19 protein-coding genes and 1 rRNA gene are annotated in these 23,731 nt (G+C 39.9%); 9 read left to right on the top strand and 11 right to left on the bottom strand.

Annotation, left to right across the window (positions count from 1 at the left end):
- The 5 genes from H8B06_RS04280 to H8B06_RS04260 form a co-directional block, all read right to left on the bottom strand.
- A 16S ribosomal RNA gene (locus tag H8B06_RS04280) occupies positions 1-380 on the bottom strand; the annotation flags it as partial.
- A gap of 520 nt (positions 381-900) precedes the next feature.
- Positions 901-2,130, bottom strand: coding sequence for an MFS transporter (locus H8B06_RS04275; protein ID WP_190993051.1), 1,230 nt, complete (start codon positions 2,128-2,130; stop codon positions 901-903).
- Positions 2,131-2,187: 57 nt separating this feature from the next.
- Positions 2,188-2,835 carry a FadR/GntR family transcriptional regulator gene (locus tag H8B06_RS20885; protein WP_317170849.1) on the bottom strand — a complete coding sequence of 216 codons (648 nt, stop codon included), beginning with the start codon at positions 2,833-2,835 and terminating at the stop codon, positions 2,188-2,190.
- 208 nt (positions 2,836-3,043) lie between these two features.
- Positions 3,044-3,634 (bottom strand): uracil-DNA glycosylase family protein, encoded by a 591-nt coding sequence (locus H8B06_RS04265; protein WP_190993049.1) that lies wholly within the window; start codon positions 3,632-3,634, stop codon positions 3,044-3,046.
- Positions 3,635-3,663: 29 nt separating this feature from the next.
- Entirely contained in the window at positions 3,664-4,479 is an 816-nt protein-coding gene (locus H8B06_RS04260) for a ZIP family metal transporter (RefSeq protein ID WP_206365268.1), read from the bottom strand.
- A gap of 383 nt (positions 4,480-4,862) precedes the next feature.
- Between H8B06_RS04260 and H8B06_RS04255 the strand changes: the two genes are divergently transcribed.
- On the top strand, positions 4,863-5,720 hold the full coding sequence (locus H8B06_RS04255; RefSeq protein WP_190993048.1) for a universal stress protein: 858 nt from the start codon (positions 4,863-4,865) through the stop codon (positions 5,718-5,720).
- Between the two features lie 85 nt (positions 5,721-5,805).
- On the opposite strand, the gene H8B06_RS04250 is transcribed toward H8B06_RS04255, so the two are convergent.
- The 5 genes from H8B06_RS04250 to H8B06_RS04230 all read right to left on the bottom strand — a co-directional run bounded on the left by H8B06_RS04250 (position 5,806) and on the right by H8B06_RS04230 (position 12,956).
- The gene (locus H8B06_RS04250) at positions 5,806-7,722 is read right to left on the bottom strand and encodes a polysaccharide biosynthesis protein (protein ID WP_190993047.1); all 1,917 of its coding nucleotides are present in this window, start codon (positions 7,720-7,722) and stop codon (positions 5,806-5,808) included.
- A gap of 539 nt (positions 7,723-8,261) precedes the next feature.
- Positions 8,262-9,098 (bottom strand): MBL fold metallo-hydrolase, encoded by an 837-nt coding sequence (locus H8B06_RS04245; protein WP_190993046.1) that lies wholly within the window; start codon positions 9,096-9,098, stop codon positions 8,262-8,264.
- Between the two features lie 25 nt (positions 9,099-9,123).
- Positions 9,124-10,551, bottom strand: coding sequence for an L-serine ammonia-lyase (locus H8B06_RS04240; RefSeq protein ID WP_190993045.1), 1,428 nt, complete (start codon positions 10,549-10,551; stop codon positions 9,124-9,126).
- Between the two features lie 64 nt (positions 10,552-10,615).
- Entirely contained in the window at positions 10,616-12,322 is a 1,707-nt protein-coding gene (locus H8B06_RS04235) for a glycoside hydrolase family 3 protein (RefSeq protein ID WP_190993044.1), read from the bottom strand.
- 91 nt (positions 12,323-12,413) lie between these two features.
- Complete coding sequence (locus tag H8B06_RS04230) at positions 12,414-12,956, bottom strand: TetR/AcrR family transcriptional regulator (protein ID WP_190993043.1); 543 nt, start codon at positions 12,954-12,956, stop codon at positions 12,414-12,416.
- Here H8B06_RS04230 and H8B06_RS04225 point away from each other — a divergent pair.
- The 4 genes from H8B06_RS04225 to H8B06_RS04210 all read left to right on the top strand — a co-directional run bounded on the left by H8B06_RS04225 (position 12,941) and on the right by H8B06_RS04210 (position 18,309).
- Positions 12,941-14,695 carry a carboxypeptidase regulatory-like domain-containing protein gene (locus tag H8B06_RS04225; RefSeq protein ID WP_317170846.1) on the top strand — a complete coding sequence of 585 codons (1,755 nt, stop codon included), beginning with the start codon at positions 12,941-12,943 and terminating at the stop codon, positions 14,693-14,695. The two genes, H8B06_RS04230 and H8B06_RS04225, sit on opposite strands and share 16 nt — an antisense overlap.
- Complete coding sequence (locus tag H8B06_RS04220) at positions 14,688-15,842, top strand: outer membrane beta-barrel protein (protein WP_190993079.1); 1,155 nt, start codon at positions 14,688-14,690, stop codon at positions 15,840-15,842. The genes H8B06_RS04225 and H8B06_RS04220 overlap by 8 nt, the downstream gene beginning before the upstream one ends.
- A gap of 88 nt (positions 15,843-15,930) precedes the next feature.
- The gene (locus H8B06_RS04215) at positions 15,931-17,298 is read left to right on the top strand and encodes a DUF4270 family protein (RefSeq protein ID WP_190993041.1); all 1,368 of its coding nucleotides are present in this window, start codon (positions 15,931-15,933) and stop codon (positions 17,296-17,298) included.
- 3 nt (positions 17,299-17,301) lie between these two features.
- On the top strand, positions 17,302-18,309 hold the full coding sequence (locus tag H8B06_RS04210; RefSeq protein WP_190993040.1) for a Kelch repeat-containing protein: 1,008 nt from the start codon (positions 17,302-17,304) through the stop codon (positions 18,307-18,309).
- Positions 18,310-18,391: 82 nt separating this feature from the next.
- Here H8B06_RS04210 and gltX read toward each other — a convergent pair whose 3' ends face one another.
- Positions 18,392-19,912: a glutamate--tRNA ligase gene (gene gltX / locus H8B06_RS04205; RefSeq protein ID WP_190993039.1), complete on the bottom strand. Its 1,521-nt coding sequence runs from the start codon at positions 19,910-19,912 to the stop codon at positions 18,392-18,394.
- Between the two features lie 25 nt (positions 19,913-19,937).
- Between gltX and H8B06_RS04200 the strand changes: the two genes are divergently transcribed.
- The 4 genes from H8B06_RS04200 to H8B06_RS04185 all read left to right on the top strand — a co-directional run bounded on the left by H8B06_RS04200 (position 19,938) and on the right by H8B06_RS04185 (position 23,700).
- Complete coding sequence (locus H8B06_RS04200) at positions 19,938-21,212, top strand: sensor histidine kinase (protein ID WP_394370016.1); 1,275 nt, start codon at positions 19,938-19,940, stop codon at positions 21,210-21,212.
- Positions 21,193-21,726 carry a DinB family protein gene (locus H8B06_RS04195; RefSeq protein ID WP_190993038.1) on the top strand — a complete coding sequence of 178 codons (534 nt, stop codon included), beginning with the start codon at positions 21,193-21,195 and terminating at the stop codon, positions 21,724-21,726. Before H8B06_RS04200 ends, H8B06_RS04195 begins: the two co-directional genes overlap by 20 nt.
- Complete coding sequence (locus tag H8B06_RS04190) at positions 21,707-22,138, top strand: hotdog fold thioesterase (protein ID WP_190993037.1); 432 nt, start codon at positions 21,707-21,709, stop codon at positions 22,136-22,138. The genes H8B06_RS04195 and H8B06_RS04190 overlap by 20 nt, the downstream gene beginning before the upstream one ends.
- A 272-nt stretch (positions 22,139-22,410) precedes the next feature.
- Positions 22,411-23,700 (top strand): sugar MFS transporter, encoded by a 1,290-nt coding sequence (locus H8B06_RS04185; protein WP_223857463.1) that lies wholly within the window; start codon positions 22,411-22,413, stop codon positions 23,698-23,700.
- Positions 23,701-23,731 lie beyond the last annotated feature (31 nt).

Genomic DNA, 23,731 nt, shown 5'->3' with positions numbered 1-23,731 from the left:
CCATTGACCAATATTCCCTACTGCTGCCTCCCGTAGGAGTCTGGTCCGTGTCTCAGTACCAGTGTGGGGGTCACTCCTCTCAGAGCCCCTAGGCATCATAGCCTTGGTAAGCCGTTACCTTACCAACCAGCTAATGCCACGCGAGCCCATCCATGTCCTATAAATATTTGACATAAACACCATGCGGTACTTATGTGTCATGCGGTCTTAATCCGTCTTTCAACGGGCTATCCCCCTGACATGGGCAGGTTGCTCACGCGTTACGCACCCGTGCGCCACTCTCATGCAGTATAGCAAGCTACACCGCAATCCCGTCCGACTTGCATGTATTAGGCCTGCCGCTAGCGTTCATCCTGAGCCAGGATCAAACTCTCCATTGTAAAAATGTAAATTGACCCCGGTCATCTTAAATCTGACCGGTTCGTCAGTAATTGTACTGTACGGCCCGGACCGAAAAAATTGTAATTCTATTACAGCTCTCGCCCCTCCAAAGGGCTCCTGCTGCGCTACATGATCATATATCTTAAAGAACTCCTCTCGCCGCCGCGTCGCGCTTTGGCACTATATCGATACAGCTCAAGGCCGTATAAATTATCTCTTTTTTTAACCCCTCGTTCCCGAAGGGACTGCAAAGGTAGGGATATTTTTCGAAATAACAAAAAAAATATTTTCTTTTCTTTACCTATCCCCTTTCAATATATCCTGTCACCAGGACACCCTCCCTCGCGGAGTGGGGCAAAGGTAGAAACTTTAACTTTACCCTCCAAATACATCTATACCTTTTTCCAAAACTGAACCACAACAAACTGCAAATCTGAAGGATAATTTTGCAAAACTTTTTCAGAAATCAGAAAAACCCAAGAGAGTCCGTGTAGAATCAAAACGTCAATAAGGCGGCAACTACCGATGTCGCGTACTCTTAACGTTTGGCAGAAACCAGGTCACAACACCAATCAACGGGAGATAAGCGCAAATTCGAAACACATACTCAATACTTGTATAGTCAGCAAGCCAGCCTAAAAAGGCTGACCCCAACCCTGCGATTCCAAAGGCAAATCCAAAAAACAGTCCTGCAATCATACCCACCTTCCCAGGAACCAAATCGGTAGCATACACCAAGATAGCAGAAAATGCAGAAGAGATAATCACACCAATAACTATAGCTAAGAGAACTGTAAGCGTCAAACCAACATGAGGTAATATTAGGGTAAACGGAGCCGCACCCAAAATAGAAATCCAGATAATTATTTTACGCCCATAACGATCGCCTAGTGGACCGCCAAGTATCGTTCCAATCGCGACTGCTGCAAGAAATGCGAACAAATAAAATTGTGATTCTTGAACACTTAGACCAAATTTATCTATCAAATAAAAGGTAAAATAGCTAGTCATAGACGTCATATAGATATACTTAGAAAAAATCAGAACAAGCAAAATGACAATAGAAGTTATTACCTTTCTAGAACTCAACACATATATAGAATTATGCTCATCTATCCTTGGGGAATCGCTTTTTTGCAGTTCCTTCTCTTGCATATTTCCTTTGTACCATTTCCCTACCAAGGATAGAAGTAACATCCCAACAAGAGCAATTAAACAGAACCACTGAATATTACTTTGTCCGTGAGGTATAACAATGAACGCAGCCATTAATGGTCCTACCGCACTACCTGCATTTCCACCTACCTGAAAAATGGATTGTGCAAGTCCCTTCTTACCTCCCGAAGCAAGCTGGGCAACGCGAGAGGCTTCTGGATGAAAAACGGATGAGCCAATCCCAACCAAACAAACGGAAAAAAGAACAAACAAAAAGTTCCAAGCTATAGATAATGACACCAATCCAATCAACGTAAACCCCATACCAATAGCAAGTGACCCTGGATTCGGTCTTTTATCTGTATAACGCCCTACAAACGGCTGCAATATAGAAGCGGACAGCTGAAAAGCCAAAGTAATAAGACCTATCTGTGTGAAATTTAAACTAAAATCTTCTTTTAACATTGGATAAATTGATGGTATGACTGCTTGCAATAGATCATTAATAAAATGTCCAAAGCTTATTGCGAACAAAATACTATACACCGTTCCTTTAACCACCGAATTTGCAGATGGATTTATTGTTGTTTTCATGAATGTATTGATTTCTAAAAAAAGTCAGTGTTTTTTTAAACTAAGGTGATATATTTATTATACGGTTTCGATGATACCAATTAATAGCAAACGACTCTGTACAGCATCTTTTTCTTTTACCGCAAGATAAAGTCGCTCGTGAGCGTCCTGGGTTTCGGCAAAAACTTTTGTCGAGGTATAAATTTGACCAAACGCATTACACACATACTTAGATGAAGCTCTATAAAGTTCAGTGAGGATACTATTACCGCAAGCATCAGCTAATGCTTGATGAAAAGCGATATCTGCATTTATACATGCATTGATATCGCCTTCGGTCGCCATTCTTTTTCGAATATCTAGTGCTTGTCTAATAGTCTTTAAGTTTTCTTCCGTTCGATTTACCGCAACTTTTTCTGCTATCCGAATTTCTAATAGTCGCCGCACTTCTAACAACTCTGAAAACTGTCCTCGCTCAAACGTTGCAACCAATGATTCATTACCTTCCGAACTGATTACAAATGTTCCGACTCCCTGCTGTACGCGAAGATACCCATCGTTAACCAAGATACGAATTGCTTCACGGATACTGGAGCGCCCTACCCCAAGCGCTTTCATTAATTCTGGTTCCGTAGGCAATTTGGATGCTAATTCATATACATGTGATTTGATTTTTCCTCGGATCAAATCTGATACTTCTTCTGCTAGGGATGTTTTTTTATTAATACCATAAATTCATCTGATGATATGACGAAGTTAGTATTTTATCCTTAATAAAGAACTTTAATCTTAAATGTTAGATATTTTTGAACAGAATACTAACTTAAAAAATGAGGGTCATTTTCTGGCACAATGTTTGATATAACATTGGTTCATAATTTAGGTTAATAATTGGTTTGGAAGCCCTGAAGTCGCCCGACTCTGGGGCTTCTTTTTATGTCTTATGTAATACGAAATCAATCCACTCTCTTAACACGGGCACCGTCTCGTCTTTAAACCATCGATTCTTTAACATCCAAATAAAATTTCTCGGTGATGGGTGCGGCAGTGGAAAATACGTTGGCAAATAACGTTGATAATTTCGTACAGTTTCTGTCAACGTCTTATATTTTTCTTCCCCAAGATAATATGATTGTGCATATTGACCTATTAACAGGGTTAATTTAACATTTTGCAATTGTGCTAGTACACGTTCGTGCCATAGCGTTGCACATTCTATACGAGGGGGTAAATCTCCATTTTTGCCCTTTCCTGGATAACAAAACCCCATAGGCACAATAGCAAAATTTTTAGGATCATAGAACGTTTCTTCAGTAACATCTAACCATCTTCTAAGTTCTTTTCCGCTTTGATCATCCCAAGGAATGCCCGACAAATGGACTTTCGTACTTGGAGCCTGTCCCACAATCAAAATTTTCGAGCGATCATCAATTGTCAACACCGGATTGGCCCCAGCTAGCAATTCTGATTCACAGACCCTACAACATTTTATCGCTTTAAATAATGCATCAGTTTCCTCATTCATACCTATCACTTACACCCCTATTCATTAGCCTAACCCAATACGACATCCAATGACATCATCAAAATAAACCCTCCAATAAAACCCAAAGTTGCCCAATCCGAATCCTTATTCTGTTGAGCTTCAGGAATTACCTCCTCCACCACAACAAACATCATAGCGCCGGCAGCAAAAGCCAAAGCATATGGCAATAATGGCGTAAAGAATGCTACTGCAAAAGCACCCAAAACGGCAGCTAGCGGTTCTACCACAGCTGAAAGCTGTCCATAATAAAAGCTCTTTCGTCGCGAAATTCCCATACGGCGTAAGGGCATAGCAACAGCAATGCCTTCGGGAAAATTCTGCAGACCGATTCCTACAGCTAAAGCAACAGCGCCACCAATACTTGCTTCAGGAACACCTGCTGCAACTGCTCCAAACAATACACCTACAGCAAGTCCCTCCGGAATGTTATGTAATGTTATGGCCAACACTAGTAATGTCGTTTTCTGCCACGGTGATTTCACACCTTCAACTTGCTTAAAATTAACATGGAAATGCGGTAATAGTTTATCGAGTGCAAAAAGGAATCCCGTACCCATTAAAAAACCTACGACAGCGGGAAAGACTTGCATAAACCCCTCTCCCTCACTCATATCTATAGCAGGAATTAATAGACTCCATATACTCGCCGCTACCATCACACCCCCTGTAAAGCCCAGCATTGCATCGAGAAAATTACGATTCATCGTCTTAAAGAAAAAAACAAATGCTGCCCCCAAAGCCGTAACCAGCCATGTGAAAGTGGACGCATACAATGCAGCTAATACAGGATTTACTTCCGAAAGATAGTTAATAACATGATCCATTATTTATGTTCTGGGATATATCATGCACAAAGTTACAAAAATGAAACTTTCTTGAATTATATAATATTACACAAAAAATTCTAATTGTAAATAAGAACAAATATATTCATAAAAAATCCTGAAGCGGGGAACTCCAGGATTTTTCTACTAACCAATTATTAATTAACCTAAATTATGAAAAAAATTACTCTATTGTTATCTTTAAAACGCCTAACAACTCATTTTATTTTTCCAAAACCCTTATTTAACATCTTTTAACGGTTAAGAGAGCAAAAATAAATTCTTTTAAATGCGGGCGCATTTATATTGCATATAAAAAAGAATTTATTTAGGTTTGATAAATACCATATTACATAAGAACAACATATTACGCTCATTTTTATATGAAGAACGCAATTCTTGTCCCCACCGACTTTTCTGATAACGCACGGACTGCAGTTATATATGCGGCTCATTATGCTGCAAAGCACAATTGGCAAATACATCTTCTCCACACCTATCATGAGTTTAGTAACGCACGGGCAGGCATCAAATTTACGGAAGAAGTACGTACCTCTATGTCGGAAACCGCTACTCAAAACATGAAAAAATTAGAAGCAGACCTACGTGTACAATTTCCAGATATTGTGTTTACCTCAGCCTGTATGCTAGGCGACCTAAGCAAAACAGTATTGGATCTCTTACAAACAGACCAATATAATTTTTTGATTATGGGAACAAAGGGAGCCAGCCACATTAAAAGCGCAACTATTGGTAGTAATACATTTGAGCTAATCAAAAAGAGTCCTATTGGTGTTTTAGCAGTTCCGGAAAACTATCAACATTTCAAATTGGCAAAAATCGGCCTATTAACAAATTTTAAAGAAAGCGAAGCTCAGCTTCTTCGCTCGTTTACCGCACGGATACAAGCAACATTGGATTTAGTGTTATTGCATGTTACAGAAAAAGAAGAATCTCCTGCCCTAACAGACGTCGAATTCTGGAAAGAGCAAATCGTGCAACGGTTTCCTATAAAAAACATTGACTACTGTGAAAAAAACGCAGTTTATCGATTAGATTATAATATGCCTATTCCAAAATGTATCGATTGGATGATCGAAAAGACGCAGGTAGATTTATTGTTAGTGGCTTATAACCGTAAGAGTTTTTTTGCACAACTTTTTTCGCGTAGTTTGACAAAATCAATTGCGCATAACTTATTGATCCCGACTTTTTTTATACGAAACGACATCAAAGAATAGAAAACCTCACGCTCGTCGTAATGCTACCGTTCAAACTCGACAAACGGTCCGTTGGCCAGAGAGACATCGTTTCGTCAGCAGACATCTATTTATCCAGCTGATCAAAAACAGAATTTTGAGAAAGAAACTCGGGAACAATAGCTTTTAATTGACGAACCGACTCGAAATCGGCATATTCTGTCGAATCATCATTACGTTCCACCAATTCACATAACAGATTAATCTGCTTTCTTTTCATTAGCAAATCGGCTGTGCAAACTTTCGCTATCATAATTTTTGGATGGTGCGTCTTGAGTGTATCTTCATTATTTGCCAAAAGCTCCTCGTATATTTTTTCACCGGGACGCAATCCTACAATCTTAATATCGATATCTTGTGGATAACGGTACCCTTTTAATTTGATCATGCGCTTGGCCAAATCCATAATTTTGACCGATTTTCCCATATCAAAAACAAAAATCTCGCCTCCTTTCCCCATAGTTCCAGCTTCCAAAACAAGCTGACAGGCCTCCGGAATAGTCATAAAGAAACGTGTAATTTCCTGATGGGTCAACGTTAGCGGCCCACCTTTTGCTATTTGCTTTTCAAAAAGAGGAATGACAGAACCATTAGATCCCAATACGTTTCCAAAGCGCGTAATAATAAAATTAGTATCACTCTGCTCATTGCAAGAGTTGACATATATTTCCGCAGCGCGTTTTGTCGCTCCCATAACATTTGTAGGATTGACAGCTTTATCCGTTGATATCATCACAAACTTATACACGTTATACTCCATCGATAAATCTGCCAGAATGCGGCTGCCATATACATTCGTCCAAATAGCTTCGTAAGGATTAGCCTCCATTAACGGCACATGTTTATATGCTGCTGCATGAAAAACTACATCAGGACGATGAACCTCAAATATACGCCGCATAAAGATTTTATCACGTACATCCCCCACAATAAAATATGCCTCATTAGGATTAGAAGTGTGAATAGTTTGTTGCACATCGTATAGTGCGGATTCGGCCTGATCCAGTAAGACAATCTTTCTGTAAGGTAGAACAGCAATCTGTCGCGCAAGTTCGCTTCCAATCGAGCCTGCAGCACCTGTTATTAATATTGTTCGCCCTCTCAATTCCTTTTCTACAACAGGATTATCTAATTTAATGGGCTTTCTCCCTAAAAGATCTTCAATCCGTAATTGACGAATTTGTCGTTTACCGCCTCCACTTAACAAGGACCGACCAGGTTGCATAATTTTAAGATCGATATTTAAGTTATGGAAATGGTCAGTTACACGGGAAAGGCGCTCTGGATTATCATTTTCCACAGCAATAATAACTTCATCAATATCGTTTTTCCGGACAAAATTTTGATCGATATCCGTAATATGCAAAATCCGTATCCCCCTTGAGTTTTTCCCCACCCTATTAGGTTTATCTTCCACAAACGCAATGACCTTATTTTTCGACCGTATATCGTCTTGCAGCATTGCATAAGCTACCAAACCCGGCCGCGATGCACCAAATATCAATACGTGTCTACTTTTTCTTTTCGTAAAAAAAAGAAGCTCATAAATCTGTCTATAAACAACTCTTGCCGCAACCAACATCACCATCGTAAAAAAACCATGTGAAAAGACCACAGCATAGGACAAGCGAAGGTATTCCCCCCATATTGAATCCTTCAAGGTAGTAGATCTGACCAATAACGTAATCAGAAAAAGTATCATACAGGCCAACCAAACAGTTTTGAAAATACGTATGGCCTCACTAAGACCTGTATGCCGCACAATCTCGCGGTAGGTCTTCATGGAAAGAAAAGAAATCAGATAAACCGATAAGATTACTATGCTTTGTTTAAACATCAATTCTATATCGAATTCACCTAAAAAGCTATTTAATAGAAAATTGAATGCTACATAGCATCCAAATACAATAATAATGTCAATCAACAAAATAACCCAGCGCGGATTATCCTTTCGCAACTTCTTCTTCAGTACATTCAAATCCATCCTTGGATAGTCTAGTTCTTATTATTTTGATAGAATTTTTTAATACGGTTATACTATGTCCTTCAGAACGAAACCCATCATTTTCATCTATGTCGACAACCACGGTAATCGTAGCATTTTCAATACATATCCGTCCTAAAACCCGTTCGCCTGAGAAACCTACAGTAGAATTAACTCAGCTTATGGAGAGTCAACAACTCGACTATCAGGATAAACACAAATAAGACTACAAGCCAAAATGTACGCGTTGCAAATGGCACACGATTATATTTATTTATCAATTTGTTCATCTTTTTAAAATTATATGTCACCTCCGCTAATGACGCTCAAAATTATTTAACAGCAGCGGTCTTCTATATTCAAGAAGTATGCCGAATCATCGAATAATGATTATAATACTTCGTTTTTGTAAAAAATATGTGATAAACCCAAGTCTGTTTAGAAAAATAAAGAAAAAACCTTTATATTTGCACTATCATAATTTAGGTTTATAATTGGTTAGCTAAAGGTTTTCATTCTCCCCGTTTGAAAACCTTTTTTTATTGTTCAGGAAAAACAAAGGTAGTTTGATAAGAAACGTGCCGAATAGCAATTCCCCTTGTCAATGATGGTAGCAAAATCTCGCTATCAAACAACTCCGTTTCTTGATGACGTGTAGCAATAGATAACTTAATTTGCCCACAATGAGGTGCAAAGGTTCTGTGCACCAATTCTACGTTATTATTCTGTCCCGAAAGATGGCCCAATATTAAATGTCGAAGACGGGATGTTCTGTACGCTAAAAAGGTTTCCAATGCGATATGGTTAGAGAGATGTCCCCAACCGTTTTGTATTCTGCTTTTCAAAAAGAAAGGATAATTTCCGCTATGCAGCAATTCCTCATCGTAGTTTGTCTCCAGCAAAAGAACATCAGCCTGTTGAATTACATGTTTCACATTATCACAAATACGTCCAATATCAGTAAGCACACCTATGTTGATTTTCCCATTGGAAATCAAAAAGCTACAAGGCTCCTGCGCATCATGATATTTGGGAACCCCACACACAGTCAAGCTACCAATCTCTACGCGCTGATCCCGACGAATAATATGTGTTAAATTTTCCGGCAACAACAATCTAGCCCCGCGATATGAACCGGAAGTCATATAGACCGGAATTTGATAACGCTTGCAAAAAACAGCCAGTCCACGAATATGGTCCGTATGCTCATGTGTTATAAATATTGCTTTAATGGTTGCAGGAGCAATACCTAAATTTGCCATACGCAATTCCAGATGCTTCGCATTAATACCAACATCAATCAAGACAGCATCTTCTGCATTGGCGACGTAATAGCAATTACCATTACTTCCCGAAGCTAAAGCACAATATTTCATACATGGGCAAAGATAAAAATATTGACTAACACTCGGGCAAGCTCAGTGGTACTTTAATTGCTAATCCACCGTCCGCGGTTTCTTTATATTTCACATTCATGTCCTGTGCCGTCTCCCACATCGTACTGACTACCGCATCAAGACTAACCTTCGCTTTATCAGGGTTCGAATTCAACGCCAATTGAGCAGCTGTAATAGCTTTGACAGCCCCCATTGTATTTCTCTCTATGCATGGCACTTGTACTAAACCACCAATAGGATCACAAGTCAATCCCAAATGGTGCTCCATCGCAATTTCTGCCGCCATCAAAACTTGACGTTGCGACCCTCCCAAACATTCCGCCAATGCGCCTGCTGCCATGGCAGAAGACACACCAATCTCCGCTTGGCAGCCACCCATTGCTGCAGAAATGGTAGCACCTTTCTTGAAGATAGAACCTATTTCAGATGCGGTAGCCATAAACTGTATAATTTTCTCTTCTTTATAGGCATCGTGAAAGGTAATGTAATACTGTAACACTGCAGGAATAACACCAGATGCACCGTTGGTAGGCGCTGTGACCACTCGTCCAAAAGAAGCATTTTCCTCATTGACAGCGAGAGCAAAGCAACTCACCCAATCCAGAATATAACCAAAATCTTTTCCTCCCTCACGTATGGCATGTACCCATGATTCGTAATCTCGGTATCCCCTTTTTTTCAACAAGCGCTCATTCATCTTGGAGGCGCGGCGCTCTACATGCAATCCTCCAGGAAGCACACCGGTAGTATGACAACCTTTATATATACAGTCCTTAATCGCATGAAAAATCTCCATGATGCCCTTTTTGGTTTCTTCTTCGGATCGCCATGCCAACTCATTCTCCATCACTAACTCGGAAATTTTCAAGCCTGTCCGCATGCACCACATTATAAGCTCTTGAGCTGTATCCACAGGAAATACCAAATCAACTTCCTGCAAAACACCAGCAGTATCATCTTCTTGGACGACAAATCCTCCTCCAATGGAATAATAAGTTTCAGACACAGCCTTACCGTCGGCTAACAACGCCTGAAAGGTCACAGCATTGGGATGGAAGGGCAAACTTTTCGTAAAAAGAAACAACAAGTTCGTAGCATAAGAAAAATTGATACGGTACTCTCCTCCCAAATCCAGTTTGCCAGACGATTTGATTTCCTGCACTTTCGGCATTACCTGATGCACGTCGAACGTAACCGGATCATCACCACTAAGTCCTAATAGCACCGCGATATCCGTACCGTGTCCCCGACCGGTTTTTGCTAAAGATCCATACAACAAAATATGGATTCCCTCTACCCGTTGCAGTATCTTCTTATTTTTCAATGTTTCTATAAAGCGTTGCGCTGCACGCCAAGGACCAAGGGTATGCGAACTTGACGGCCCAATGCCAATCTTAAACATATCAAAAATGGAAATTTGTTCTTTAACCATTGCCAAAATTTAAGCCTCGAAAAGCTATCCTTTAAATAGCAATATCCCAAATGAATCTATTGGTCTACATCCCATCACCATAAGCAAAACGCCTATTGACAGTTACCGGCAATTTACCCTGTGCTTTCGTTTGCCCTAAAAGAACTTTCAACGCAGCCTTTTGCATAAAATGGTCATTTTGATAGGCGAGGATTATACTGTTACTCCGCTCAATAGGCAAATTATCCATTACATAGGGATTCGTAAACAGCACGGTAATAGTTCTTCTACCTGCCAACCGATCGATGAATTCCCGCACCTGCTCGTTTACCTTAATCTCACTTCCCGGACGCGCGCGGTTATCATGTATTGCTAAAATGATCTGTGGGCTTCGACGGACTTCTTTCAACAAATCTTTCATCTCCTCTGTCGTTTCCTTTCCTGTAATAAAAAACTCCTTTTTATCGGACAGCTGTACAGCCAAGCCTTTTTCAAAGTCTTGTGGATGATTCACGCCTATAGATACTATGGCTGTCTCGATCTTTTTATCAAAAGATCGAATACGTCGATCCGATTTCAGTACCGTAACAGCTGCATCTGCCAATCGCTGTACTAATGATTTTGACGCAGGTGTATTTAAATCATTTACCAGATTGATCGTATTAACCGGTCGATATTGATTTAATCCCAACCAATATTTAGCAGCGAGTACACGTTTTATGCGCTGATCCAATTCTGACTGTTTTATACGTCCGCTTTTCACGGCATTTTCGACCAAGCCAATAGCACGCGCACTATTTTCAGAGATTTCCAACAAGTCGTGTCCGGCTTCAATCGCCATCACATCCGCCTCTCCATTGGGAAAAAACTTCTTTACTCCTTTCATATCCATCGCATCGGTCACTGTTAGCCCGTTAAATCCCAATTCTTTACGCAAAATATCTGTTACCACCTTTCGCGAAATAGAAGAGGGTATATTAGGTTTCGCATCTAACGAAGGAATATTCATGTGAGCCACCATTACCGCAGGCGCCCCCTGTCGGATCAGTTCGCGAAATGGAAAAATCTCCAAACAATCTAACCGCTCTTTTGAGAATTTCAATTGCGGAAGATCGTAATGGGAATCTACATCCGTATCGCCATGACCTGGAAAATGCTTTAGAGAAGCAATGATTCCTCCGTCCACCATACCGTCCATATATGCTTTCGCTTTTTGTGCAACGTTGTGTTTATTATCCCCAAAAGATCGGAAGTTAATAACTGGGTTTTTAGGATTATTGTTGATATCAACCACTGGAGCAAAATTAAAATGCATACCGATACGCTGAAAATCTCGTGCTACCTGTCGTCCCATCTCGTAAATAAGCTTTTCGTTTTGTATAGCACCTAAAGTCATCTGATACGGAAAAGACACGGTAGAATCGGGAAGCCGCATACCAAGTCCCCACTCCCCATCAAACGTCACCAGCAAAGGAACCTTTGCTAATTTTTGATATTGATTAAGCATCCGGGCGTGCCGCACAGGCCCTCCCTGGAATACAACCAAACCACCCAATTGCTCTTTTTGAATAACCTGAGCGACCGAATCGATATACCGTTGTCCTAAATTGGTATGAGCACGAACTAAAAAAAGTTGCGCAATACGTTCTTTAGGTGTTAGCTTCTGAAATACGGAATCTACCCATGCGTGTTGACCATTGATAAATTGAACGAAATCACGCCTTTTTTGTCCGTATACACTTGCCACAAAAAACAGACAAAAAAAGACAAAAGAGAAAAATTTTCTTACCATACTTTTTCAATTATTCAGACCCGAATTACGCGAAAAAAAAGATATCTTCCAAATTTTGCGCACTCCAAGACAAAACACGCACAAAAACGCTTTACAATAAATTATATTTTTTTTCTAACAATTGCGCGAGCTCCACCCCATTATCGATATCCCCATTCGCTTCTTTTTTCCAAAGCATGTCAATAATAAGCAATAGACACTGTGTTTCCAATTCGGGTTCTTCATAGCCTAGCTCGGAAAAGGCCTTCACCAAAACAGGCTGTACAGGTTTCATAAACTGTTCATGTTGTTGCTTGGAAAAACTATTATGTGACAGGCGTTCTTGCAATTTCCAGAAAAGTGGTTCATCGGCAACTAGTTTATTCGGCAGAAAAATCATATTCCTCAAAAACTCCTTAGGGTTTTTGTATGTCATCATCCCCCGATGATGCGAAAGTACCCGTCTATATCCAGACTTAATAATATGTGTCAACAAGGAATCTTTATTACCAAAATGCTTAAAAATAAGTGCTTCCGACACTTCTGCTCCCAGCGCAATCTCTTTTGTCGACGTATCCACATAGCCCTTCGTCGCAAATAAGGAAAGAGCTACTTTCATTATCTTCTCTTTACGGCTTAATGTCGTCTCTTTCATGTAATACTATACTATTTTTAACAAAGATACTATTTTTCGCCACGACTGCCCTTTGCAAAATTTTTGAAACAATCAACAAAATCCGTCTTGCCTTTTCTATCTTTATCGGTCAGTATAGACCTACAATGGATTTTCGCATCTTTATACACCTTCGTCATGTTAGCTTGATTTTGATTTTATCAATAGTCAGCATAACATCTATGGCTCAATACGCGATACATGGCAAAGTCGAAGATAAAATTTCGAATATTCCTCTAACGGGAGTAACTGTAAACATGCTGAATACAAAAGATTCGATCTTGCTATCTACATCGACTAATCGATTAGGTATATTTTCGTTCAAAAACGTCCCGAATGGTATTTATAGTTTACATGCGACTAATCTTGGTTATCAATCCTTTAAATTATCCCTTACACTATCGGATAAAGATATACAAGTCAACATTCCAATGGAATCCGGAGAGATTGCTTTGGAAGAGATAGAAATCACGGGAACTCCAGCAATTTCCCTTCGGGGGGATACCACCGAGTTTGATGCAAAGCGGTTTTCTACCCGAGAATATGCAGATGCTGACGAATTAGTTGCACAAATACCGGGTGTAGAATTGGATGAAGAAGGAAATGTGAAAGCACACGGCGAGGAAGTAACCAAGATTATTGTTGACGGAAAGGAGTTTTTCAGCACAGATCCCCGAATAGCTCTCAAAACACTGCCTGCTGAAATCATCGATAAAATCCAGCTCATAGACGAAAAATCGGAACAGGCCAGATTTTCTGGCTTTGATGATGGCGAACGACGAAAAGTGATTAACATTGTTACAAAGCCAGACAGAAAGCGTGGCACCTTTGGAAAGGCTTCTTCGGGATATGGAGACGAAAATAAATTTGCGTTAAATACATCCATCAACCGATTTGATGGAGATGAGAAAATCGCTGTAAATCTCATGGCAAATAATGTCAACGAAACTAATTTTGCAGAACAGGGGCGTGGTGGATCACGGCGAGGGAACAACAATACCGATCGTGGATTGTCCGACACCTATGCAGGAGCAATCAATTACAACAACGATTTCTTGAACAACGCCATGGATATCAGCGGTGACTACAACTTTCATTCGTCCAAGACCAACGTTATCTCCTTATCCGATATTGAATATATCTTGGGAAACCGTGTCAACCAATCCCGGGCACAAGAACAGTCCAGCCTTAATCGGCAAACAGAACATAAGGCAAACGCACGTGTACGCTGGAACATCAACAACAGGCAACGCATCGATTTTGCTCCAAATTTGTCTTATCGCTCAATTGGTCGCACGGGGAGCGACCATTTCTATACTTTTTTAAAAGAAGATGATTTGCTCAATACCTCAGCTAGGCAGACCGACAGCCGCAACAGCAACTTAAATTTCGGAGGAAGGTTTACCTATATGTATCGCTTTAAAAAGCCCGGAAGGACAATTTCCCTCAATGCCTCTGGTAACAAAAGTACTAACGAAGCTTTGGGAAAAAATCTTGCGCTCACAGAATATTACAAAGACGCATTGCTTAATCGGGTCGACACCAACAACAATCAAAGTATCACCAACGGATACGGCTCCGGCTTCAACAACAGGTTGTCTCTTACAGAGAACCTCTCCCAACGGAGCAGATTACAGCTCAGCTACAATATTAGAAACACACAGAACTATTCCGATCGAGAAACATTTGAATGGCTAGCCGGAAACAGGCCAACTGGGTGAGTTAAAAGACCGTCTGTCTAATGAATTTAGAAATGATTTCAATTATCATAAAGGAGGATTGTCTTTTTCCTATAATAAAAAAGATTCGTTGCGTTTTCAAATTGGACTAAGCTATCAACACGGCGTTCGCAATAACGACCGTACTGTACCGATCCATCTTATAACACGCGCTTCGTTTGGCAGCTTTCATCCAGAATTCTCAGCTACTTATAATATAAACAAAGAAAGACGTTTCGAAATAAATTACAACACGACAACGAATACACCGACTATCAACCAATTACAAGATTTTATTAACAACCAGAACGAATTGAACATCCGCAATGGCAACCCCTATCTCCAGCAAGAGTATAATCATCAAATAAAAATCCAATATAAAGACGTGCGACGCTCCACAGGGCAAAGCTTCAATTCAAGCATGGATTTTAATTATACAAATGACAAAATCGTCAATTCTGTCCTTACGACAGACACGGCTCTCCTATTATTTGAGGATATACAATTAGGTGCTGGCGGTCAATATACCGTCCCTATCAACGTGGACGGCTCTTATGGTATACGCTGGACCAACAGTTTTGGTATCCCCATCAAAAAATGGAAACTCAACCTAAATCTCAACAACACCACTTTCTATAACAGCAACTTCGCGGTACTCAACGATCAATTAATACAGGGGTACAATTATGGTGTACAGCAGCGCATCGGTTTAAACACCAATATCAACAAAAAGTTTGTTTCTGGATTAAACTACCGTATCAATCTCACATTAAGTGAGAATCCCGTGTCTCGCGTAGCTGTTTATAAGATATATTCCCATACGATCAATCACACATTAACATGCGAATTTCTAGGTTCACTTATAGCTCACTCCAATCTATTATATATCTATAATAGCGGCATATTGGAATCTCCAGGCACAAATACGATGCTCTGGAATGCTTCATTGGGCACCAAGTTCTTAAGACAGAAAAATGCAGAACTATCTTTAAAAGTATTTGACGTCTTCAATCAAGCACAAAACATTGGCAGAAGAGTAACAGACATTGCGATTACTGACGTGACGTCCAATACTTTAACACGCTATTTCATGTTGTCCTTAAATTACAACTTACGAAATTTTGATCGTAGGGAAACAGGAGAAAATTAGTAGCTTTGCACCGCAAAAGGCTATTTTAACAAAATATAACACGGATTAACAATTCTATTTAGTTACTTTTGCTGGTCAAATAACAAGTATGAATCATTTTTTTAAGAGAAGTATTCACTTTTTTGCCGTATCATTTTTCACCCTAATCATTGTAATGTCCTGCGACAAGGACATGAGCGTGATGTTGGATAATTCCGCCACAAGCAATGTCGGTGTCACGATGATTGATTCGTTCACGGTCAATACTTCTACTGTTCAGCTATCCGATATGCCTTCTGTTTATACCGGCGTGGTGCTTGTCGGTAAAGCTACGATTCCGCAAAGCGGAATTATAGAATCATCTTCTTATTTTAGAATTGGTTTTTCAACATTAACCAATGACATTCCGGATGCTGCGACATTTGATTCGTTGAATTTAGTATTAAAACCTACTTATAATCGCTATTACTTCGGTGATACTACAACTGCACAGACTATTCGAGTACACCAGCTGACAGAAGCTTTAGCAACTAAAACAATTACCCCTCGCTATCCGAACCAACCACTTCCAATATACATAACGGGCGCATCTATCTTCTCGGATCAAACCTTTGCTTACAATAGCTCCGAAATTGGCATGACAACATTCCGACCACGCATAAAATCGATGGATTCGTTGAATATTCGTTTAGAAGACAACATTGGACAGGATTTTTTTGATAAAGTAAAAAAAGGCGATATTCGAGTAACATCAAACAGTAATTTCCAAGAATATTTTAAAGGTTTTGTATTGGCTCCGGATGAAAGTAACACTACTATTCTTGGCTTTAGCGATACACTGCAAGTTAAACTTAATTACAGCTATTACGGAACCGACGGACATAAACAGACCGGCTTCAAAGAACTCAAAATCGTTGACCCGAACTATCAATATAACAATATCACAACAGACCGGACGGGCACAGCTTTTGAAAACCTATCGTCTACTAACGCCTTATCTACAACGGCTACCGGAGGTCTTACCTACGTACAAGCGGGAAGTGGCACTGTAGCGAAAATCTCTTTACCATCGTTAAAAGAGTTCTTACAGAATGAGAATATGGCGATCAATAAAGCAGAATTGGTGATCGAAACATCATCCAAAAACACCGGTGTGCATGCCATACCAAGTTCTTTAATACTTTTTGTAGCCGATCAAGATGGGATACCTATTTCATTTTTGCAAAATTCGTACGGAACAGGAATGCAACAAGCTGCATTTGTAGCCGGGAAAGAGTTCGGGCAAAACGGCACGTACACCTTCAATATGATGGCGTATTTGCAAACGCTTAAATCAACCACTACATACGACAACACATCGTTTTATCTAAGTGCGGCCAGTCTTGACTTGTTCAGCACTTTTAATACCGCATTTATCGAATTGGAAAATGCAAAACCCAAAATAAAATTGAATATATTGTATACTAAATTCAGATAATTTATGAATAAGAAAAATTGGCTATTGTTATTCTTTGCCTGTGCTATTGCTTTCACGTCGTTCAATTCTTGTAGCAAAGATGATGAGGATACAACGGATGACGGCCCTACGGAATGGACAAGATCGGTTGTATTTGACGGCCAACGCCGCAGTGGTGCTGCCTCATTCAATATTGACGGTTCAAATGCCTATGTCGTTGGCGGGTATGTGAACGCTACTGTCGGACTAGTATCTGACGGATTTAAATTTGACGGTTCTGCATGGTCTACTATCGCTGCATTTCCGGGGGATGCACGTCACGAAGCCGTAGGTTTCGCCATCAATGGTAAAGGTTATATTGGAACGGGGCGAAATTTAGATAACGAAGATTTCAACGATTTCTACAGCTACGATCCGTCCACCAACACTTGGACGCAAATTGCCGACTTCCCCGGAGAAGCTCGTTATGGTGCGGTTGCTTTCACTTTGGGAAATTATGCTTATGTAGGTCTTGGACGTGAAAAAGCCGGTGCAACGGATTTCAGTAATTTCTATCGTTACGATCCTTCCAGCGACACGTGGACACGTATAAATACATCTTTCAAATACAAAAAAGCGTATGCTTTTGCGTTTGTAATTGGCGATAAAGCTTATGTAGGTGGAGGAAACACAGGTAGCAGTGCGTTGCCGGAAGATTTCTATTCGTTTGACGGAACTAATTGGACGCCACTAAACGATTTGAACCGTAGCGACGACAGCTATACTTACGATGCCCGCAAATACAGTGCAAGTGCATTCACTATTGGCAATTACGGCTATGTAGTTAGCGGTCGCAACGCCAGCACCGTAACGAGTACCGTATGGAAATATGAGCCATCCTCAGATTCTTGGACGGATAAACACCAAGCACTTTCTACTGACCCTCGGGAAAAAGCCGTTGGTTTCTCATTGAATGGTAAAGGTTACGTCACAACAGGTTTGAACGGAAGTACCGTTTACGACACTACATTTGAGTTCGTTCCTGTTCGTTAATTTATATTTATACAAGGAATAAGTAAAAAAAGGAGCTGTACGTTAAAGTCAGCTCCTTTTTTACTTATTCCTAAATTTATCATTATGCAAAATGCGGTAACGCCATCTCTATACGTTTAACTACTTCATCTTTACCTAATATTTCCGCAATCTGGAATACGTCAGGCCCAAATTTCCCACCAACCAACATAATCCGAAAAGGCATCATCAATTCACCGATCTTCATGCCGGAATCAGCAATCTTACCTTTGAAAAATGGCTCTAAAGAATCCGCTGTCCAGGTGGGAATAGTCATAAATTCCTGTGCTATATCTTGAAAGAAAGCAGTTTTATTTTCATCCCATTTCGGCTTTATTGCGTCTACACTATAGGTTTCCGGTCTGGTAAAGAAGAAGAAAGCCTGATCCCAAAAATCTTGTATAAAGATTAGACGTTCCTTAACCAACGTTAACACATCAGCCACGTAATCCATCGCATAATATTTAACTCCATGTTGCTTCAGCAACTCCTCGAGTTGCGGCAGGATCTGAGCATCGTCTATTTTCTTAATCCATTCGTGATTAAACCACTTGGCCTTCTCAAAATCGAATTTTGCACCTGCTTTACCAATTCTGTCGACCGAGAACTTCGAGACAAGATCTTCGATACTAAAAATCTCTTGTTCAGTTCCGTCATTCCAACCCAAAACAGCCAACATGTTAATGAAAGCCTCAGGTAAGAACCCCATTTCGCGGAATCCTTTAGTAACGTCACCCGATTTCGGTTCAGTCCAGTTCATGGCATATACCGGAAAGCCCAATCGGTCGCCATCGCGTTTGCTAAGCTTACCATTTCCATCTGGCTTCAAGATGAGGGGCAGATGTGCCCAGTGGGGCATTTTATCCTTCCATCCTAAGTATTCCCATAGCAATATATGCACCGGTGCTGAGGGAAGCCATTCTTCACCCCGGAAAACATGCGAAATTTCCATTGCTTTGTCATCAACTACAACAGCCAGATGATATGTTGGCATCCCGTCTGCTTTTAACAAAACTTTATCATCCACTAAACCTGTTTCAAATGCGACACGCCCTCGAATCATATCCTCAAAAGAAACAGTTTCTTCTACAGGCATTTTAATACGAATCGTGTGCGGATGCCCATCAGCTAAAAGTTTTGTCGTTTCTTCTTTGGGTAAGCTTAGCGAATTACGCAGGTGCAGACGGTTTTCATGTGAATACCGAAAGTTTGATTCTTCCTTACGGCGTGCATCTAGTTCTTCTGCGGTATCAAATGCATAATAGGCGAATCCGTCATTCACCAATTGTTCCGCATACTGTCGATAAGATGCTTTCCGCTCACTCTGCCGATAAGGACCATATTCACCTGGTTTATTAGGTGCTTCATCGGGTGTAAGTCCACACCATTCCAAACATTCGTTGATATATTCTTCTGCTCCCGGTACAAACCGAGTTTGATCGGTATCTTCAATTCTCAAAACAAATTGCCCCCCATGATGGCGGGCATATAGATAATTAAACAATGCTGTGCGTACACCGCCGAGGTGTAAACCGCCTGTAGGGCTTGGCGCAAAGCGTACTCTTACTTTTCGTTGCGAACTCATAGATGCAAAATTACACATTTTAGGAATGGCAAAAAATCCCTATTTTGCACACTATTTAGATATGAATCAGGACAAGCTATATCAATATAACAATCAACAGCGCTGGAAATTCTTTCTTTTCCTATTTGCCGCACTTATTGCGGCTGCTTCCTTGTTTTACACGAATTATTTGGTGAAGAGCCTTTCTCAATCCGAACGTACCAAAGCTGAAGTTTGGGCGATGAGTACCCGTAGTATTATGACTATGCCCGATGTAGATGATCAATTCATTAGCTATGTGTATGCGGTACGAGATAGTTTATCTATTCCTGCTATTATTACGGATAGCAAAGGCAATATCATCTTTTGGCGCGACCTTGATCCCAACAAGACTAATATTCAAGAACAAATCGATTCCATAAACAGCAATTTAGAATATGACCCCGTCTATTTCGAAAAACAATTGGCACGTATGAAACGGAATCACGCACCTATTGCGCTTCCGTTGGACACTGGGGAAAAATGGTCTGTTTATTACTTAGATTCCCTTGCATTACGTCAATTACGTATTTTCCCCTACCTCCAACTCTCTCTAATTGCTCTTTTTTTGATCATCGCTTATACGGTTTTTAATTCTATCAAAAAATCCGAACAAAACTTAGTCTGGGTAGGTATGGCGAAAGAAGCTGCACATCAACTTGGCACCCCGATATCTTCATTAATGGGATGGTTAGAGCTTGTACGCATTAAATTCAATGCCGAGGATGATAGTGCCTTAAATGAAATGGAAAGAGATGTAAAACGTTTGGAGATTGTTGCAGATCGCTTCTCGAAAATAGGATCTATCCCGTCCTTAACTAGCCACGCTGTTCATCAAGTTATCCGTGATTTCGTTCAATATTTTAAAGTACGAACAAGCGAGAAAATCACGTTTGAAATTACGGGGGACAAGACTGTTGAAGCGAAATTGAACATCCCATTATTCGATTGGATTATCGAAAACTTATTAAAAAATGCAGTGAATGCCATTGAGTCCGAAGGAAAAATAACGATTAACATCATCGACAACATTGCAAAAGAGGAAATTTTTATAGACATTAGCGATACAGGAAAAGGCATTCCGAAATCAAACTTCGATGCAATTTTCCAACCTGGTTTTACAACACGTAAACGTGGTTGGGGATTAGGGCTCAGCTTAACAAAACGTATGGTTGACTATCATCAAGGCCAAATATTTGTTAAGGAATCTGAACTAGAAAAAGGAACAACATTTAGGATTATACTTAAAAGTAATTTACGCTATGAACCCACTCAAGTCTGATGAATATCCTGCAATATACAGTGATTACATAGAAAATGTAGTTGGCCCTGTTATGGAAGAATTACACCAGCAGGTGGAAACTTTCCCTGAATTTATCCGAAGTATCCCTGAAGATTTGGGTGATTATACCTATGCTGAAGGAAAATGGACAGTCAAAGAAGTATTATGCCACATCTTGGACACCGAGCGGGTTATGGCCTATCGTGCCTTACGATTTGCTCGCAACGACATGACAGAACTAGCTCCTTTTGAACAAGACGAATTCGTGCAAAATGGACGCCACAACGAGCGCTCTTTGGACAGTATAGAAGAAGAGTTCATCCATCTCCGAAAGGCGAATCTCGTGTTATTCAATATCTTCAACGAAATAGAATTAGAGCGAAAAGGTATGGCTTCGGGTAGGCTCATCACCGTTAAAGCTTTCCTTTATGTGATTGCAGGTCACTTGGTACATCATCGTATTATTTTAAAAGAACGTTATCTTAACAATGAGAATGTCGAAAATTTGGTTTAAAGATTATACATTGGAGGAGATTAACAGTATCTTCCAAAAATTTATGACAGGTTATCTCAACATCCAGGCAACGGAGGTACGAGACGATATGCTCATTGCCTCGATGCCCATATCTGACAAAGTCAAACAACCGTTCGGGATTTTACATGGCGGGGCGTCCGTAGTATTGGCAGAATCCGTTGGGAGTATCGCGTCCAATCTAATTATTGATCCACAGCGCTTAGTAGGTGTGGGAATGGAAGTAAACGCTAATCATTTGAAATCCGTTGCCGCGGGTACACTATATGCGTATTGTTCTCCACTTCATATTGGAAAAAAAAGCCACGTCTGGGATATCAAAATAAAAAATGAAAAAGACGTTCTTATTTGTGTTTCGCGACTGACGGTGGCGATTGTAGATAAACCCTCTTAAAAAAAAATAAAAATTTTTAAAACTATATTATCATCTAAATTGTACTATATACAAATACCATTCGATATGGTTTTATGATACGGTTTAGGTTTTAGAGAGATTTCACCCCCAAATGAAATCTCTCTATCTTTTTAGTCTAAAATTATGTAAAGTTTTTTCCAATATGCAATCGTTTGTCTATATTTTTCTGTTTCCTAATATCAATATATTTTGTTAGTCTTGTAGTGAAAAGTTTTAAAAATAGACAGCTAACTTAAGCAAATAATTAATTGATGAATAATATAGAAGCACCAAAAAAAACCGCATTCGTCCCTATGTTGATATGCTGTGCATTGTTTTTTATCTTAGGTTATATAACATGGGCCAACGGAGCGTTAATACCTTTTGTAAGGTTAGCTTTTAATCTGGAAACAGATTTACAAGCTTTTTTTATTTTATTTGCGTCCTACATAGCATATTTCTTTTTAGCACTGCCGAGTTCGTGGATCTTGGATAAAATAGGATTTAAAAATGGGATTGTATCTAGTCTTCTCTTAATAGTAGCTGGGGCATTAATTATATTACCTGCTGCATCACAACTAAATTATAGCCTCTTCCTAATTGCTATATTTATCCAAGCTTCGGGAATGGCTCTTCTTCAAACAGCAATCAACCCATATTTAAGTATTATAGGACCTATTGAAAGCGCAGCTCAGCGTATTTCTATTGTTGGGATTTTCAATAAGGGCGCAGGCATAATTGTACCAATTGTCTTGGGTAGTATATTGCTAAAAGATTACGATTCGATTGCAGGTAAAATACAAGCATTACAAGTAGGTCCAGAACACGATACATTATTAACGGAACTTGGGGCAAGATTACATGGTCCTTATATCGGAGTAGCTATCGGCGTAGCTATACTTGCGGTTATTGTATTCGTTGTGAAAATGCCGGATGTCGACGTTAACAAAGAAGAAGCTGTGGAAGAAAGTGCGACCATCAAAAGGAAAAACAGTATCTTTAATTTTCCACATCTCTTTTTGGGTGCCTTCGCCATATTCTTTTGTGTTGCAGTAGAAGTGATGGCAGGCGATATTATTGGAACATACGGCCATCTATTGTCCCTTCCTCCATTCTTTGTAAAATACGGAACAGCGTTCACACTTGGATGTATGCTGCTCGGCTATTTTATTGGCATTGCAACGATACCTAGATTTATTTCACAACAATCCGCTCTCAGATTATGTACTATAGTAGGCATTGCGTTTACCACTATTTCTGTATTTACTTCCGGGATGACTTCCTATATCTTTGTAGCACTTTTAGGTGTTGCCAATGCGTTGATGTGGCCAGCTGTTTTCCCTTTAGGGATCAAGGGGCTTGGCAGATTTACGAAAGTGGGCTCTGGAATCATGATTATGGGTATTGCCGGTGGAGCGATATGGCCACTATTCTATGGTTATCTAAAAGACACGCTTGATATCGATTTTCAACATGCATTTCTATACGCTATGATCCCAGCTTATCTTTATATTCTTTATTTTGCTAGTTATGGTCATAGAGTAGGTCAATCAAAATCTTAGTATCTTTAGCATAGAAAAACAAACAACATAC

The organism is Sphingobacterium micropteri, from assembly GCF_014692515.1.
GTDB lineage: Bacteria > Bacteroidota > Bacteroidia > Sphingobacteriales > Sphingobacteriaceae > Sphingobacterium > Sphingobacterium micropteri.
Note: the sequence above shows the minus strand (reverse complement) of the source record. Positions and strands in the feature narration are given on the sequence as shown.

Coding starts and splice junctions, on each gene's coding strand:
- H8B06_RS04275 (WP_190993051.1), bottom strand. CDS start 2,130: ATGAAAACAACAATAAATCCATCTGCAAATTCGGTGGTTAAAGGAACG.
- H8B06_RS04265 (WP_190993049.1), bottom strand. CDS start 3,634: ATGAATGAGGAAACTGATGCATTATTTAAAGCGATAAAATGTTGTAGG.
- H8B06_RS04260 (WP_206365268.1), bottom strand. CDS start 4,479: ATGGATCATGTTATTAACTATCTTTCGGAAGTAAATCCTGTATTAGCT.
- H8B06_RS04255 (WP_190993048.1), top strand. CDS start 4,863: ATGAAGAACGCAATTCTTGTCCCCACCGACTTTTCTGATAACGCACGG.
- H8B06_RS04250 (WP_190993047.1), bottom strand. CDS start 7,722: ATGGATTTGAATGTACTGAAGAAGAAGTTGCGAAAGGATAATCCGCGC.
- H8B06_RS04245 (WP_190993046.1), bottom strand. CDS start 9,098: ATGAAATATTGTGCTTTAGCTTCGGGAAGTAATGGTAATTGCTATTAC.
- H8B06_RS04240 (WP_190993045.1), bottom strand. CDS start 10,551: ATGGTTAAAGAACAAATTTCCATTTTTGATATGTTTAAGATTGGCATT.
- H8B06_RS04235 (WP_190993044.1), bottom strand. CDS start 12,322: ATGGTAAGAAAATTTTTCTCTTTTGTCTTTTTTTGTCTGTTTTTTGTG.
- H8B06_RS04225 (WP_317170846.1), top strand. CDS start 12,941: ATGTCGTCTCTTTCATGTAATACTATACTATTTTTAACAAAGATACTA.
- H8B06_RS04230 (WP_190993043.1), bottom strand. CDS start 12,956: ATGAAAGAGACGACATTAAGCCGTAAAGAGAAGATAATGAAAGTAGCT.
- H8B06_RS04215 (WP_190993041.1), top strand. CDS start 15,931: ATGAATCATTTTTTTAAGAGAAGTATTCACTTTTTTGCCGTATCATTT.
- H8B06_RS04210 (WP_190993040.1), top strand. CDS start 17,302: ATGAATAAGAAAAATTGGCTATTGTTATTCTTTGCCTGTGCTATTGCT.
- gltX (WP_190993039.1), bottom strand. CDS start 19,912: ATGAGTTCGCAACGAAAAGTAAGAGTACGCTTTGCGCCAAGCCCTACA.
- H8B06_RS04200 (WP_394370016.1), top strand. CDS start 19,938: ATGGCAAAAAATCCCTATTTTGCACACTATTTAGATATGAATCAGGAC.
- H8B06_RS04195 (WP_190993038.1), top strand. CDS start 21,193: ATGAACCCACTCAAGTCTGATGAATATCCTGCAATATACAGTGATTAC.
- H8B06_RS04190 (WP_190993037.1), top strand. CDS start 21,707: ATGTCGAAAATTTGGTTTAAAGATTATACATTGGAGGAGATTAACAGT.
- H8B06_RS04185 (WP_223857463.1), top strand. CDS start 22,411: ATGAATAATATAGAAGCACCAAAAAAAACCGCATTCGTCCCTATGTTG.